The organism is Nocardiopsis sp. NPDC006832, from assembly GCF_040635885.1.
Classification (GTDB): domain Bacteria; phylum Actinomycetota; class Actinomycetes; order Streptosporangiales; family Streptosporangiaceae; genus Nocardiopsis.
The window spans coordinates 38,702-52,917 of the sequence record NZ_JBEYLC010000032.1; the positions used below are offsets into that span (position 1 = coordinate 38,702).

General features: G+C 70.2%; 14 protein-coding genes. 1 reads left to right on the forward strand and 13 read right to left on the reverse strand.

Translation table 11 applies throughout. The features are described from left to right. Positions 1–70: 70 nt before the first annotated feature. The 11 genes from lgt to hisI form a co-directional block, all read right to left on the reverse strand. The gene (gene lgt / locus ABZ717_RS16455) at positions 71–1,180 is read right to left on the reverse strand and encodes a prolipoprotein diacylglyceryl transferase (RefSeq protein WP_358510747.1); all 1,110 of its coding nucleotides are present in this window, start codon (positions 1,178–1,180) and stop codon (positions 71–73) included. 55 nt (positions 1,181–1,235) lie between these two features. Then, positions 1,236–2,213: a thioredoxin domain-containing protein gene (locus ABZ717_RS16460; RefSeq protein WP_358510749.1), complete on the reverse strand. Its 978-nt coding sequence runs from the start codon at positions 2,211–2,213 to the stop codon at positions 1,236–1,238. A gap of 57 nt (positions 2,214–2,270) precedes the next feature. After that, entirely contained in the window at positions 2,271–2,774 is a 504-nt protein-coding gene (locus ABZ717_RS16465; RefSeq protein WP_358510752.1) for a MauE/DoxX family redox-associated membrane protein, read from the reverse strand. Between the two features lie 347 nt (positions 2,775–3,121). After that, positions 3,122–3,934, reverse strand: coding sequence for a tryptophan synthase subunit alpha (gene trpA, locus ABZ717_RS16470; protein WP_358510755.1), 813 nt, complete (start codon positions 3,932–3,934; stop codon positions 3,122–3,124). After that, the gene (gene trpB / locus ABZ717_RS16475) at positions 3,934–5,151 is read right to left on the reverse strand and encodes a tryptophan synthase subunit beta (RefSeq protein ID WP_358510758.1); all 1,218 of its coding nucleotides are present in this window, start codon (positions 5,149–5,151) and stop codon (positions 3,934–3,936) included. Before trpB ends, trpA begins: the two co-directional genes overlap by 1 nt. A 248-nt stretch (positions 5,152–5,399) precedes the next feature. Further along, the gene (gene trpC / locus ABZ717_RS16480; RefSeq protein ID WP_358510761.1) at positions 5,400–6,206 is read right to left on the reverse strand and encodes an indole-3-glycerol phosphate synthase TrpC; all 807 of its coding nucleotides are present in this window, start codon (positions 6,204–6,206) and stop codon (positions 5,400–5,402) included. A gap of 172 nt (positions 6,207–6,378) precedes the next feature. Beyond that, positions 6,379–6,879, reverse strand: coding sequence for a DUF2752 domain-containing protein (locus ABZ717_RS16485; RefSeq protein WP_358510764.1), 501 nt, complete (start codon positions 6,877–6,879; stop codon positions 6,379–6,381). A gap of 91 nt (positions 6,880–6,970) precedes the next feature. Next, positions 6,971–7,375, reverse strand: a complete 405-nt coding sequence (locus ABZ717_RS16490; protein ID WP_358510766.1) for a CD225/dispanin family protein — start codon at positions 7,373–7,375, stop codon at positions 6,971–6,973. Between the two features lie 276 nt (positions 7,376–7,651). Then, complete coding sequence (locus ABZ717_RS16495) at positions 7,652–7,939, reverse strand: HGxxPAAW family protein (RefSeq protein WP_358510769.1); 288 nt, start codon at positions 7,937–7,939, stop codon at positions 7,652–7,654. Then, positions 7,939–8,667 carry a Trp biosynthesis-associated membrane protein gene (locus tag ABZ717_RS16500; protein ID WP_358510772.1) on the reverse strand — a complete coding sequence of 243 codons (729 nt, stop codon included), beginning with the start codon at positions 8,665–8,667 and terminating at the stop codon, positions 7,939–7,941. Before ABZ717_RS16500 ends, ABZ717_RS16495 begins: the two co-directional genes overlap by 1 nt. Next, positions 8,664–9,008 carry a phosphoribosyl-AMP cyclohydrolase gene (gene hisI / locus ABZ717_RS16505; protein ID WP_067602948.1) on the reverse strand — a complete coding sequence of 115 codons (345 nt, stop codon included), beginning with the start codon at positions 9,006–9,008 and terminating at the stop codon, positions 8,664–8,666. Before hisI ends, ABZ717_RS16500 begins: the two co-directional genes overlap by 4 nt. Positions 9,009–9,138: 130 nt before the next feature. Here hisI and ABZ717_RS16510 point away from each other — a divergent pair, with 130 nt between their 5' ends. After that, a complete protein-coding gene (locus tag ABZ717_RS16510; RefSeq protein ID WP_358510776.1) occupies positions 9,139–10,143 on the forward strand; it encodes a sugar isomerase in 1,005 nt (334 codons plus the stop codon). A 26-nt stretch (positions 10,144–10,169) separates the two neighbouring features. Here ABZ717_RS16510 and ABZ717_RS16515 read toward each other — a convergent pair whose 3' ends face one another. Then, entirely contained in the window at positions 10,170–12,020 is a 1,851-nt protein-coding gene (locus tag ABZ717_RS16515) for an ABC transporter ATP-binding protein (RefSeq protein WP_358510778.1), read from the reverse strand. Then, positions 12,017–14,032, reverse strand: a complete 2,016-nt coding sequence (locus ABZ717_RS16520; RefSeq protein ID WP_358510781.1) for an ABC transporter ATP-binding protein — start codon at positions 14,030–14,032, stop codon at positions 12,017–12,019. Before ABZ717_RS16520 ends, ABZ717_RS16515 begins: the two co-directional genes overlap by 4 nt. Positions 14,033–14,216 lie beyond the last annotated feature (184 nt).

Genomic DNA, 14,216 nt, shown 5'->3' on the forward strand with positions numbered 1-14,216 from the left:
TCGACTGGTGCGGAAATGGCCCGCGGCGCCTGCGGCCACGGGCCGCGGCGCCGAAATTCGGCGTCCCGCGTTACTCGGGCTTCGACCCGGAGTCGTCTCCCGCGCCCTTGGCGTCGTCCTCCGTCGAGCCCTCGCTACTAGATCGCTCAGGGCTCGGGTGGTATTCCGTACCGGCTTCGTTGGACAGGCCACTGTCCTGGTCGAACGCAGATCCCTCGGTGTCGACCGCGCTGTAGACGGTGCCCTCCTCCTCGGTCCTGGCGCCGGTGTCACCGAAGACCTGGGTGCCCGCGTCCTGGCCGTGCGGAACCACGGCGGTGGAGAAGCGGTCGATACGGGTACCGGCCCACACGAAGAAGACCAGGGCGCCCAGGAACACGACGATGGAGGTCCAGTTGTTCAGGCGCAGACCGAAGAAGTCGTTGGCCGGGTCCACGCGCAGGTACTCGATCCAGAAGCGACCCGCGCAGTAGCCCATGACGTAGAGGGCGAACAGGCGCCCGCCCTGGAGGGAGCTCTCGAAGCGTCGGCCCAGGTAGGCCAGGAGGACGGCCAGACCCAGGCACCACAGGGATTCGTACAGGAAGGTGGGGTGGTAGGTGGTCACGCCGGGTTCCATGCCGGCGCGCAGGTAACCCTCGGGGGTGAGGTTGATCTCCACGGCCCAGGGCAGGTCGGTGGGGCGACCGAACAGCTCCTGGTTGAAGTAGTTGCCCCAGCGGCCGATGGCCTGGGCGAGGGGGATGGTGGGGGCGATGGCGAAGGAGAGCTTGGACATCGACAGTCCGCGCTTGCGGGCGACCAGCCAAACACCGACCGCGCCGAGGGGAACGGCTCCCCAGATACCGAGCCCGCCCTCCCAGATGAAGAGGGCTCGAATGGGTTCCTTGCCCGGACCGAAGTACAGCTGCGCGTCGCTGATCACGTGGTAGAGACGGCCACCGATGAGCCCGAGGACGACCGCCCAGACCGCCATGTCCATGATGGTGCCGGGCTCACCGCCCATGGCCTTCCAGCGGCGCTCGCTCCAGAAGACGGCGACGATGACACCGGCGAGGATGCACAGGGCGTAGAAGTGGATCTCCAGGGGCCCGATCGGGATCGAGTTGACCTGAGGGCTGGGAATGGCCGCGAGGGCGCGGCCGTACTCGGCCGCGCCCTCCGAAGCTGTCGACGACAATGTCACTGCTCTGCTCTCGGATCCGCCCCGCGTGCGGGGAGTCTGTTCAGGGGTTCTACTCCGTGTCACCCCCATCGCCCGCCGGCTCGGTCTCGACTTCGCCCGCGCCGGCGGAGGCGATCGCCTCGGAGAGACCGCGTGCCGTCATGGCGGAGTTGTTGTCGAGCAACTCGCCATTGATGTAGACGGCAGGGGTGCCGCGGAACATGTTGTCTCCGCTGTAGCGAGTGTAAGCCGTTCCGGTGGCGTCGATGATCTCGCCCGTGTACGTCCCGTCGAGGAAGGCGGGGTCGTGTCCGTTGTCGGCTCCCCAGGCGAGCAGGTCGGTCAGGACCATGGTTCCAAGGGTCTCCTCACCGATCTGTTCGGTGGCGTCCGCGGTCAGGGCCGGCAGGAACTCCTCGGTGAACTCGGTGACGACCTCGGCCTCGGCGTCGACGCGTTCGTCGAACTCGCTCGCCTGGGCCTCGTCGGCGTCGGTCTGGCGGAACCATTCCTTGAGTTCGTCGACGGTGAAGCCCTCGCGGCCCTCGGCCGGCTGGTTCTCGAAGAGCAGGTCGTTGTACTCGACGAAGACTCCGTGGTCGGCCGCGGCCCGAGCGGCGACACCACCACGCAGCGAGTTGCTGCTGATGGGGGTCGGCTGTTGGGCGAAGATGCTGACCGGCCGGAAGTGGACGATGGCCTCGCCGCTCGCGGCGCGTTCCTTGAGGAGGTCTCCGTTGAGGAGTTCGAACTGGCGGCAGGCGGGGCACTGGTAGTCGGCGTAGACCTCGACGACGGGCGCGGAGACGCCCTCGTTCGCCATGACGACGCTGCCGTCCTCCTGGAGGACCTGGGCGGCCAGTTCGCCGTCGTAGCCCTCGTCCTCGCCCGAGGTCATGACGGCGTAGCCGATCCCCACGATGAGCAGGACCACGGCGGCGGCGATACCGACGACGAGGAGGTTCTTCTTGCGTCGGGCGGCCCGCTTCTCCTTCTCCCGCTGTTCCTTGAGCTTCTCGCGGGAGCGCTTGCGCGCTTCACTCCCCATGCTTTCCTCTGTTTCTGACTTTCGGGTGGTCGATCGTCGTCTCGGTGCTCGTCGGGGTCACCGGTACAGGCCGAGGACGCGGTCGAGGGCGAAGGGTGAACGGGGCCAGATCGCGATGAAGGCCCCCATGGCGCCGAAGGCGATGTCGCGGGCGATGGAGAGCCCGTAGGTGGTCTCCCCCGGGTCGACCTGGCCGCCACCGCCGAAGCAGCCGCAGTCGATGGACAGGCCCCTGGCCATGGCGGAGACGATCCCGGCGATGAAGGCGACCATGAGGATCGCGCCGATCGCCCCGGCGTAGCGGGTGGCCAGGCCGAGCAGGAGCAGCAGCGCCAGCGCGAGTTCGAAGAGCGGGAGGGTGTAGCCGATGAGTCGGGCTACCTCGGTCGGGAAGAGGTCGTAGGCCTCCACGGCCTGGATCGACAGGGCCGGTGGGTACTTGGTGACGGCGGCGGTGATGAGGACGGCGGCCAGGCCGAGGCGGCAGGCGAGGCTGACCCAGGGTTGGATGTTCTCCCACCGCGTGGGTGCCTTCGGGGTGTCGTCGAGTGTGTCCGTCATCTGGCGCCTTCGGAAGGGAGGGGGTCGGTCTACCGCGAGCCTGGCGCGGGTTCCGCGTCCGGCCGCTCTTCACGTCGAAACAGATCCTACTGTCTGTAGTTCACGCGTGACACAGGGCTGTGGCATCCGGGTGCCAGAAGGGCGCTCCGGATACTCGGGGCTCCCGTCATCCCACCATCGAATCCGCCGCCATGGGGCGGGTTCACGTTCTTTCGGGGCCTCTTCTCACCCGATTCTCACCCTCTTAACCCGGGCCTTGACCGGGCGAGAGAAAAGATGGGCCGCACCATGACGGTGCGGCCCATCACAAGGGACCCGGGTCCCTGGATGACCTCGGAAGGGCCTTCCTAACGGGACCGAACGCCCTCGGCCAGTTCCTCGGCGAAGGAGCGGACGGCGACCAGACCGGTCTCCAGGTCGGGTGCGTCCAGGATCCGCTGGCAGAACCCGGCACCCACGATGACCCCGTCCGCGTAGGCGGCGACCTCCGCGGCCTGGGCCCCGTTGGAGATGCCCAGTCCCACACAGATCGGCAGTCCCGAATCACGGGTGACCTCGCGGGTGCGGCGGACCAGGACCTCGGCGGTGTCGGAGACCTGGGTGCGGGTGCCGGTGACGCCCATGAGGGACGCCGCGTACACGAAGCCGCCGCAGGCCTCGGTGGTCAGCGCCAGACGACGGTCCGAGGAGGAGGGCGCGACCAGGAAGACGCGGTCGATCCCGGCCTTGTCGGAGGCGGCGACCCACTCGTCGGCCTCCTCGGGGATGAGGTCGGGGGTGATGACCCCGGCTCCCCCGACCTTGGCCAGTTCGGTGGCGAAGCGCTCCACGCCGTAGCGTTCGATCGGGTTCCAGTAGGACATGACCAGGGCGGCGGCGCCGGTGGCCGCGGTGGCCTCCACGACCCGGAACACGTCGTCGGTGGTGGTGCCGGCGTCCAGGGCCCGGCCGGCGGCGCGCTGGATGGTGGGGCCGTCCATCATGGGGTCGGAGTAGGGCAGACCGACCTCGACGACGTCGCAGCCGCCCTCGACCATGGCCTGGACCACCCGGATGGAGGACTCCACGTCGGGGAACCCGGCGGGCAGGTAGCCGATGAGCGCGGCGCGGTCGGCCTCTCGGGCCTGGGCCAGCTTGCTCTGCAGTGTGGTGGTCGGCATCACGCCTGTCCCTCCGAGTCGACGAGGCCGAAGTAGTCGGCGGCGGTGTTGACGTCCTTGTCCCCGCGCCCGGAGAGGTTCACCAGGATGACGGAGTCGGGGCCCAGTTCCTTGCCCAGGCGCAGCGCGCCGGCCAGGGCGTGGGCGCTCTCGATGGCGGGGATGATGCCCTCGGTGCGGCACAGAAGCCGGAAGGCCTCCATGGCCTCGGCGTCGGTGACCGGCTCGTACTTGGCGCGACCGGTCGCGGCCAGGTGGGCGTGTTCGGGGCCCACGGCCGGGTAGTCGAGTCCGGCGGAGATGGAGTGGCTGGGCAGGGTCTGGCCGTACTCGTCCTGCAGGACGAAGGTTCGGGCGCCGTGGAAGACGCCGGGGCTGCCCGCTGTGATGGAGGCGGCGGTCCGGTCGGTGTCGGCGCCCTCTCCCCCGGCCTCGAAGCCGTACAGCGCGACGCCCTCGTCGGGGATGAACGCGGCGAAGATCGCGATGGCGTTGGATCCGCCGCCCACGCAGGCGGCGACGGCGTCGGGCAGCCTCCCGACGAGTTCGAGGACCTGTTCACGGGCCTCGGCGCCCACGACGAAGTGCAGGTCCCGCACCAGTTTCGGGAAGGGGTGCGGGCCGGCGGCCGTGCCGAACAGGTAGTGCGTGTGGTCGACGTTGGCGACCCAGTCGCGGAACGTCTCGTTGATGGCGTCCTTGAGGGTGCGACTGCCGATGGTGACGGGGACGACCTCGGCACCGAGCATGTTCATGCGGGCGACGTTGAGCGCCTGGCGTTCGGTGTCCTGCTCGCCCATGTAGATGCGGCAGTCCAGACCCAGCAGGGCGCAGGCGGTGGCGGTGGCCACGCCGTGCTGTCCGGCCCCGGTCTCGGCGATGATGCGGGTCTTGCCCATGCGCTTGGCGAGCAGGGCCTGGCCGAGCACGTTGTTGATCTTGTGCGAGCCGGTGTGGTTGAGGTCCTCGCGCTTGAGCAGGACGCGGGCGCCGCCGGCGTGCTCGGAGAAGTTGTGCGCCTCGGTGAGCAGGCTGGGTCGTCCGGCGTAGGACTTGAGCAGGTGGTCGAGTTCGGCCTGGAAGTCGGCGTCGTCCTTGACCTTGGCCCACTGGGCCTCGACCTCGTCGAGGGCCGCGATGAGGGACTCGGGCGCGAAACGGCCACCGAAACGGCCGTAGTGTCCGCCGTCGTCGGGCACCGGTAGAGCGTGGCTCATGGGAAGTTCTCCTGGAAGGAGGCCGACCGCGGCGTTCCCCCGCCGGCGTCCGCGCCGCGGAGGTGCCGCGCGTCGACCGGTGTGCGCCGCCGGCTCCGGCGGCGGGATGGTCAGGGGTCAACGCGGCGGCGGGAACCCGCGGACAGGTGTGTCCACGGGCTCCCTAGAGCCATCGCCATCTGCGCGGGAGCGTGTGCGTGTGCCGCTCCGCGTGCGTGGTCGTCGTTCCCATCGGTCGTGGTTCCCTGTCAGTTCCGGTCGCGCAGAGCGGGGTGGGCTCCCGCGGTGACCAGGTCGGCGACGGCCTCGCGCGGATTGCGTCCGCGCACCAGGCTCTCTCCGACCAGGACCGCTCCGGCTCCGGCTCCGGCGTAGGCCAGCAGGTCATGCGGGCCTCGAACCCCGGACTCGGCGATTCTGACGCGGTCCGCGGGGATGAGCGGGGCCAACCGGGCGAAGGTGTCCCGGTCGACCTCCAGGGTCTTGAGGTTGCGCGCGTTGACGCCGATGACGGTGGCGCCGGCGTCGAGGGCGCGGGCGACCTCCGCCTCGTCGTGGACTTCGACGAGGGGGGTCAGGCCCAGGGAGCGGGCCCGTTCGACCAGGGAGACCAGGGCTTCCTGGGGTAGGGCGGCGACGATGAGCAGGATGGCCGAGGCGCCGAAGACGCGGGCCTCCCACAGCTGGTAGGAGCTGACCACGAAGTCCTTGCGCAGCAAGGGGGTGTCGACCGCGGCGCGGACGTTCTGGAGGTCCTCAAGGCTGCCGTTGAAGCGACGCTTCTCGGTGAGCACGCTGATCCACGTGGCTCCACCGGCCTCGTAGTCGCGGGCCAGGTCGGCGGGGTCGTCGATGGTCGCGAGCGGCCCCTTGGAGGGGCTGGCACGCTTGACCTCGGCGATCACGTGGACGCCGGGGCGGCGCAGGGCGGCTTCGGCGTCCGCGGGGACGGGCACCGTCTCGGCCTTGGCCTTGAGGCGGTCCAGCGGAAGGGCCTCCTGCCGCTGCGCCAGGTCCGCGCGTACTCCCTCGAGGATCTCGTCGAGCACGCTCACCAGTTCTTGCTCCCTCGTGAAGTATCGGTTCACGGTGACCGATCCGGCTCCTGGGGCGCGGGTCGGCTCGGCGGGCTTTGGGACGCGTCGCCGTCACACCGTGTGGTGGTCATGGTATCCATCCCGGTCCGCGTGGGGGTCGCCGCCCCCCTGCAGGTCGGAGGATTCGTGGTCACCAGGTGGGTAGGAGCGGGGTGCCCGGCGCGAGGAAGGAGAACCAGGGCAGGTTGCGCAGCACCCAGAAGGCGACGAAGGCGCCCAGGATGGCCCAGGCGAGCCAGGGTCTGACCACGACGACGCGTCTGGGCCCGGGGGCGGAGCGCAGGGAACGGGTCAGCCAGGTCACGTAGGCGTAGGCGATGTAGGGCAGGCACAGCATGAGCAGAAGGTTCATGCTCGCGGCGCCGACCACGTCCAGGTGGGTGAGGGCGGCCAGGGCCCGGGTGGTGCCACAGCCCGGGCAGAAGGTGCCGGTGAGCGCAAGCCAGGGGCAACCGGGATAGCCGTTGCCGGGGTCGTTGGGGTCGAGGGTGTGCAGGATCGCCGCTCCGATCAGGCCGAGGACGCCCAGGGCGATCGGCCAGGTGCCGGGGTGGACGCGCGCGCCGAGGGCCCCGACCCGGTCGGCCAGGGAGGAGCGGGCGGGCGTCGTGGGGGTGTCGTCGTGCTGCACGGGATCCAGCCTATCGAGGCCCCGAGGGACCGGTGGAACGACTGCGCCCCCGGCGATGCCGGGGGCGGAGTGGAGGATGCCGCGTGGTCGACTAGTAGTACGACGGCGTGGTGCTCATGGCGATGACCACCATGATGATCCAGAAGATGAAGTAGGCGATCCACAGACCAAGGCCGACCAGGCTGATGATGCCGGTGATCTTGGCGGTGTTGGACGAGGACTCGGCGCCCGCGTAGTCGCCCATCTGCCACTTGCTGTTCACCTGGAGGGCGAAGATGAGGCCGATGATGCCGGCCACGGTGCAGGTGAAGATGCCGACGATGTTCATCCACAGGTACGTCTTGGGCGGCTCGGCACCGACGGGGGGCTGACCCCCGAAACCGGGCTGGCCCCCACTGGGCGGACCGTAGCCGCCGGGAGGCGGACCGTACCCACCGGTGCCGTAGCCACCGGGAGGCGGGCCGGGGTTGCCGGGAGGCGGGGGACCATAGCTCATGAGTGGAGTGTCTTTCCGGAAGAGGACAAGGGGTTCTGTCTGGTGTGATGCGGCCTGGGCACACGTGGTTCCCAACTAGGGACAAGGTTGGAAATCACCAGACTCGGCAGGCCGGCGAATTCGAATCATGACAGATCGGCGAGACAGCGCCGACCGTCTTCGAAAACGGCGGGAAGGGCCGGTGCTGAAAATGTACCTTCCCGGTGGGACCTACGTCCATTTTACGTTACTCATCCGTTGTGAGCTGCGCTTTCCCGGACCCGTCCCGCACTGTCGCTAGTTGCCGCTCGTGGCCGCGGACTCACGACCCGTTTCCCACTCCTCGCGCGTGGGCGGCACCGGACGCGGTGTCTTGCGGCCCAGGCCGGCCTTCTTCATCACACCGGCGATCACGGCGAACACGACGCTGGCGACCAGGGCGATGACGGTCCAGGTGACCAGGGAGCCGCCCATGATGATGATGACCGCGGCCACGGTCCAGGCCACGATCCAGGAGAGGGTGAGGAACCAGGCGGAGACGGTGTTGCCGTGGTCGTCGTGTTCTTCGAGGTGCGCGTCGGCCATCAGTGGTTCTCCTTCGGTTCGGCCGGCCGGTCGGACGGCTTTACGGGTTCTGTGTCGTCACCGGGTTCGGCTCGGTCCGCCCGTGGCTCTTGGGCGGGCGTGCCGTCGCCCGGGGAGTCGAGTGTGGGGTCGTCACCGGCGTCCAAGGATTTCCACAGGTCGGCGGGCGTCTCCGCCTTCTGCGGGCGCGGTGCGGCGTCCCGATCGTACCGGTTTCCCATACCGGGCCAGGAGGGGGCGCGCACAACGGCGACGAGGCCGCTGAGAATCAGCAGGACCGCGCCGGCCGCTCCCATCACGGGGCCCAGGGCGTGGATCTCGGGGGCGCCCACGACCTCGCCGGTGCCCGCGGTGTCGGTGGCGAACTCGACGATGGCCGAGGTGAGCGTGCCGGGCCGGGTCGCCGACCACAGGGCGGTGAGCGCGAACGCGCCGCAGGCGGCGATGAGGGCGCCCACCACGCGTCGGGACCAGGAGCGGGCCGCGTAGAGTCCGGCGATGCCGGCGAGTCCGGCCCAGCCCAGGCCGCTGAGGGCCCCGGTGAGGTCGCCGCCGATGACCTCGACGGGAACCGGGGCGACGGGGCCGGGTGAACCGAGCATGCCGGTCACCCACACGCGGCCGGACGCGGCGAGCATGAGGGCGGCGCCGGCGGCCATGGCGAGTGTGACGATCCCGTACTCGCGTCCGCTGCCCGTGGACCGGGTGGATGTGGAGGTGGAGGTCACAGCAGCCGTCCCGCGTCGAAGCAGGTGTGGTCTCCGGTGTGGCAGGCCGCACCGGTCTGGTCGACTCGGACCAGGAGGGTGTCGCCGTCGCAGTCGAGTGCGACCGACACCACACGCTGGGTGTGGCCGGAGGTCGCGCCCTTGACCCAGTACTCGCCCCGGCTGCGGGACCAGTAGGTGCCCTCGCGGGTGGTGAGGGTGCGGTGCAGGGCCTCGTCGTCCATCCAGGCGAGCATGAGGACCTCCCCGGTGTCGTGCTGCTGCACGATGGCGGGGACGAGTCCGTCCGGGTTCCGCTTCAGTCGCGCGGCGATGTCCGGGTCGAGGTTGGTGACGCTCATGCCACCAGGTTATGGGCGCTCGGCCGGCGATGTTCACCGGGTACCGGCCAACGGGTGCGGACTCACACGTTCTAGAGTGCGAGCGTGCGCGACGGCGCCCCTCGCCTCGACGACCTGGAGGGTTCCCACTTTGACCGCCGAGTCCCTGGCCGCCGATCTGGCGGGCAAGCCCGACGCGCTGGCCGCGCTGGCCCGCAGGTTCCCCCGCTGGGACCCCTACTCCGCGCTGCCGGCCCTGTTGGACGACGAACCCGCCTCGGTGCGGTTCCTGGCGTTGGGTCCGGCGCGGCGGGCGTGCGAGGTGGCCGCGGCGCGGTTGCGCCGGGCGGGGATCGGGGCGAGCGCCGACCCGTCGACCTCGGCGGAGGAACCGCCCGCGGGCGCGGAGACCCTCGTGGTGGCGGTGACCCTGGGCGATGGTCAGCGGGAGCTGAGCACGGTCCTGGACCGCTACGTGGGGCGCTCTCCCGTGGTGGTGCTGGCGCCGGACTCCGACACGGTGGTGGCGCGCTACGCGGACCTTCTGGTGCCGTTGCACACCGGAACGGAGGCGTCGGGGCTGGGATGTCGCACCTACCAGCACGCCCTGGCCTTGTTGCTGTTGTTGGGGCATCGGTTGGGCGCGCCCGTGGGCGGCAGCGGTAACTTCCCCGGCCTGTTGCTCCGGGTGGCCAACGCGGTGGGGACGTTGCTGGACAAGGCCCCCGACTGGGTGCCCGGGGTCGCGGAGGTGCTGGACTCCCCCACGGGTGTGCACCTGGTGGCGCCGGCGGAGCGGATCGCTTCGGCCGGGCAGGGGGTCCAGGTGTTGCGCCGTGGTCCGGTCCGTCCCGCGTACGAGGCGGAGACCGGGGAGTGGTCGCACACCGATCGGCACCTCGCGGCGGTGACGGACTACCGGGCGCTGTTGTTCGCCGGCTCCCTGTACGACCAGAGGTTCGCCGAGCACCTGGTGCAGTTGCGGGGCGCGTTCGTGGCGGTGGGCGCCACCCCCGACCGCGAACGCGTGCCGGGGGCGGCGCTGACCCTGCGCTATCCGGGTGACGGCGACCCGGACGTGCGCCTGTTGACCGAACCGGTGGTGGCCGAACTGCTGGCCGCCCACTGGTGGGGACGTGCTTCTTCGAGCGGGTGACCGGGTGGTGCCCGCTCACACACGATCTAGGCCGAAGAGCTGACCCAGGAGGCGTGCAGGTCCGCGTACACGCCCGGGCGGGTCACGAGTTCGTCGTGGGATCCGCTCTGGACGATGCGGCCGTCGTCGAAGACCAGAACCCGGTCGGCGGCCTCGGCTGTGGACAGTCGGTGGGCGATGGCCACGGAGGTGCGGCCTCGGGTGAGCCGGTCCAGGGCGCGCTGGATGCGCGTCTCGGTGTGCGGGTCCACGGCCGAGGTGGCCTCGTCGAGCACGAGGAGGTCGGGGTCGGCGACGTAGGCGCGCACGAGGGCGACGAGTTGGCGCTCCCCCGCCGACAGGGACTCGCCTCGCTGGCCGACCGGTGTGTCCAGGCCGTGGGCGAGGCTGCCCAGCCAGTCGGCGAGACCGAGTTCGGTGACGGCGGCCTCCAGTTCGACGTCGGTGCTCTCGGGTCGGGCGAAGCGGATGTTGTCGCCCAGGGAGCTGTCGAACAGGAAGCCCTCCTGCGGCACCATCACCACGCGGCTGCGCAGCGAGGAGAAGGCGACCTCGCGCAGGTCCACCCCGTCCACGAGGACGGTGCCGTCGTCGGGGTCCATGAGCCGGGTGAGCAGCTTGACGAAGGTGGTCTTGCCGGAGCCGGTCTCGCCGACGACCGCCACCCGGCTGCCCGGTGTGATGCGCACGCCGATGTCGTCCAGGACGACGGGACCCTCGGGGTAGGCGTAGGTGACGTGGTCGAAGTCGACCTGGACGGCGCCGCGGGGAAGGACGCGGCCGGCCTCGCCGGGGTCGGCGATGTCGGGGACGGTGTCCAGGACGCCCAGGACGCGCCGCCAGCCGGCGATGGCGTTCTGTGCCTCGTTGAAGATCTCGGTGGCCATCATCATGGGCTGCACGAACAGCGTCATCAGGAACAGGAAGGCGATGAGCTGCCCGGCGGTGAGGTCGCCGCCCACGCCCAGCCACACACCGACCATGACGACGGCGGCGTTGGCGATCGCGGAGACGATCTCGGCGAAGGGCGACACCGCCATGGAGAGCTGTTGGGCCCTGACCTGGGCCTTGCGGGTCGCCAGGACGGTGGTGTCGATGCGGCCGGCGGTGCGCTCCTCGGTGCCGTGGGCGCGGATGACGGCGGCGCCCATGACGGTCTCGCCGATGGCGCCGAGCATGTCACCGGTGCGTTCCCGGACCTTCAGGTAGGCCTTGGACAGGAGCTTTTGGAGCCAACGGACCCCGAACAGCAGCGGCAGGAAGCAGAGCCACACCACGATGGTGAGCTGCCAGGAGTAGATCGCCATGAGGGTGGTGGCGACCAGGAGTTGGCCGGTGCTGACCAGCAGGAGGAGCCCGCCCCACTGCATGAAGTGGCTGATCTGGTCGACGTCGCCGGTGACTCGGGAGACCAGAGCGCCCTTGCGCTCGCTGTTCTGGGTCAGGACGGACAGGTCGTGGACGTGTCTGAAGGCCTTGCGGCGCAGGGTGGCCAGCCCGGACTCGGTGGCCCGGTACAGGCGCAGGTTCATCAGGTAGGAGCAGAACATGGTGACGACCAGCAGCGCTGCGCAGCCGGTGACCATGCGGGTGACGAAGGCCAGGTCGGGGCCGCCCTCGGCGGTGAGACCGTTGTCGATGATCTGCTGCACGGCGATGGGCACGATGACCTTGCCGGCGGTGGCGACCACGGCGAAGACGAGGGTGAGCCACAGTCCCTTGGCGAACTCCGGGGAGAGTCGCAGGCCGCGCTTGATCGTGCCGAACGCGCCGTCGTCGCTGCGGTGCAGTGCGGGGGCCTGGTCACCCGTGGGGCGCGGCCCCTCGGTGTCCCGGGCCGACCTGTCGTCGGTACGGGCCCGTGTGGGTGCGCTCATCGGGTGCTCTCCTCCTTGGAGTCGGTGCCTGGTCCTCGAAGGTGGGGTTCGGCCGGTCCCGGTTCCTCGGGGATCGGGGTGCGTTCCGCCTCGTTCTCGGCGGAGGCGCGCTCGTAGGCGGTGACCAGACGGTTGTATCCGGACGACGTGGTGAGGAGTTCGTCGTGGGTACCGCGTGCCAGGATGCGACCGCCCTCCATGTAGAGGACCTCGTCGGCGAGTTCGATGGTGGCGCGTCGGTAGGCGACCAGGACGACGGTGGCGGCGTCGTCGCGTTCGCGCAGGCCGGCGAGGATCTGCGCCTCGATCTGCGGGTCGACCGCCGAGGTGGCGTCGTCCATGATGAGCAGGCGCGGCCGGCGCACGATGGCGCGGGCCAGGGCCAGGCGTTGGCGTTGGCCGCCGGACAGGGTGGTGCCCTTCTCGCCGAGTTCGGCGTCGAGTCCACCGTCGAGCGCGCCGATGAATCCGTCGGCGCGGGCCAGGCGCAGGGCGGCCCAGACCTGTTCGTCGTCGGCGTCGATGCCCAGGGTGATGTTGTCGCGGACGGTGTCCTCGAACACGAAGGTGCTCTGTGGGACGAGCGCGGCGGTGTGGGGTACCTGGTCGCGGGCCAGTTCGCGCAGGTCGACGCCGTCGTAGGCGACGGTTCCGGTGTCGGGGTCGACCAGGCGCATCAGGACCGTGGTGAGGGTGGATTTACCCGATCCGGTGGGGCCGACGATGGCGACGGTGCGCCCGGGGGCGATGTCGAGGTCGACACCGTTGAGGACCATGGTGCGGCGTTCGTGGACGTCGGGGTCGTCCATGAGGTCGCGTCCGCCGCCGTCGGCGTCGTAGGAGTCGGCGTAGGAGAAGGTGACGTCGCGTGCGCTCAGGGCCAGGCCGCGGGGCGAGGATTCCAGGGTCCGGTCGCCGTAGACCATGGATCCGCCGGCTCGCAGGACGGACTGGACACGGTCCCAGCCCACGACGCTGCGGGGCAGGTCGCCCAGGAGCCAACCGAAGGAGCGGATGGGTTGGGCCAGCAGGGTGAACAGGAAGGCGATCTGGACGAGTTCGCCGGGGTCGATGGCGCCGGTGGACAGGCGCCACATGCCCAGGAGCAGGACGGCGAGGACGCCGAGGTTGGGCAGGGACTCCATGAACGGATCGAACATGGAGCGCAGCCGGCCGACCTGGATGAGGGCGTCGCGCAGGCGGTGGGCGGCGTCGGCGAAGCGTTCGGTCTCGGTGTCCTCACGGCCGAGGGTCTTGACGACCAGGGCCCCGTCGAAGGACTCGTGGGCGACCCCGCTGACCTCGGCACGCAGCGACTGGGCGCGGGAGGCCATCGGGGAGACACGGCGTTGGAAGATGACGTTGGCGATGGCCAGGGCCGGGAAGACGACGAAGGCGACCAGGGCGAGGACCGGGTCGGTGACGACCATGGCGACGGCGGCGATGATCAGCATGAACACGCTGCCCACGGCCATCGGTAGGGGTGCGAGCGGCTGCCAGGTGGCCTCGACGTCGGCGTTGGCGTTGGAGAGCAGCTGTCCGGTGGGGTGACGGTGGTGCCAGGAGAGCGGTAGTTCGAGGTACTTGCGGGCCACGGAGCGTCGGTAACGGGCCTGCATGCGGAACTGCATGAAGCCGGCGAGCAGGCGTCGGATGGCCAGGCCGATGGCCTTGCCGAGTCCTACGGCCAGGAGAAGGCCGGCGGCCCCGGTGAGCACGGCCAGGGTGGCCTCGCCCGCGGCGAAGGCGGGCAGGATGGTGTGGTCGGTGATGTGGCCCAGGACCGAGGCGGAGGCGACCGTGACCGCGGCGTGCGTCATGGCGCCGCCGACGGCGAGGAGGAAGATCCAGGGTTCGGTGCGGGCCGCGACCCACAGGACCCGCAGACCGCGGGTGAAGACCCGTTTGTACTGGGCCCGCCCGGAGGTGTCACCGGTGGACGTGGACCCGGAATCGGATCCGGGGGTGTCCTCCCGTTCCTCCGGCCCCACCGTAGTCGTGCCCTGCGCCATGCGCCCCCGCTTTCTGTTCCCGGACCGGTGAACCGGTGTGTTCGCACCCCGACGAGCCCGGTTGTGTCCGGGTGCGGTCGTGGGGTGTCCGCACAACCTATCCAGCGGCACCGACAAGCCTCCACCGGATTGTTTCAGCGCCGGACGCATCCGGGCTATTCCGTCCAAACGAACTTCTGTTCGC

Bases quoted from the DNA above. Each gene is read 5' to 3' on its own strand.
- ABZ717_RS16460 (WP_358510749.1), bottom strand. From the start codon at position 2,213: ATGGGGAGTGAAGCGCGCAAGCGCTCCCGCGAGAAGCTCAAGGAACAG.
- ABZ717_RS16465 (WP_358510752.1), bottom strand. From the start codon at position 2,774: ATGACGGACACACTCGACGACACCCCGAAGGCACCCACGCGGTGGGAG.
- trpA (WP_358510755.1), bottom strand. From the start codon at position 3,934: ATGCCGACCACCACACTGCAGAGCAAGCTGGCCCAGGCCCGAGAGGCC.
- trpB (WP_358510758.1), bottom strand. From the start codon at position 5,151: ATGAGCCACGCTCTACCGGTGCCCGACGACGGCGGACACTACGGCCGT.
- ABZ717_RS16490 (WP_358510766.1), bottom strand. From the start codon at position 7,375: ATGAGCTATGGTCCCCCGCCTCCCGGCAACCCCGGCCCGCCTCCCGGT.
- ABZ717_RS16495 (WP_358510769.1), bottom strand. From the start codon at position 7,939: ATGGCCGACGCGCACCTCGAAGAACACGACGACCACGGCAACACCGTC.
- hisI (WP_067602948.1), bottom strand. From the start codon at position 9,008: ATGAGCGTCACCAACCTCGACCCGGACATCGCCGCGCGACTGAAGCGG.
- ABZ717_RS16515 (WP_358510778.1), bottom strand. From the start codon at position 12,020: ATGAGCGCACCCACACGGGCCCGTACCGACGACAGGTCGGCCCGGGAC.
- ABZ717_RS16520 (WP_358510781.1), bottom strand. From the start codon at position 14,032: ATGGCGCAGGGCACGACTACGGTGGGGCCGGAGGAACGGGAGGACACC.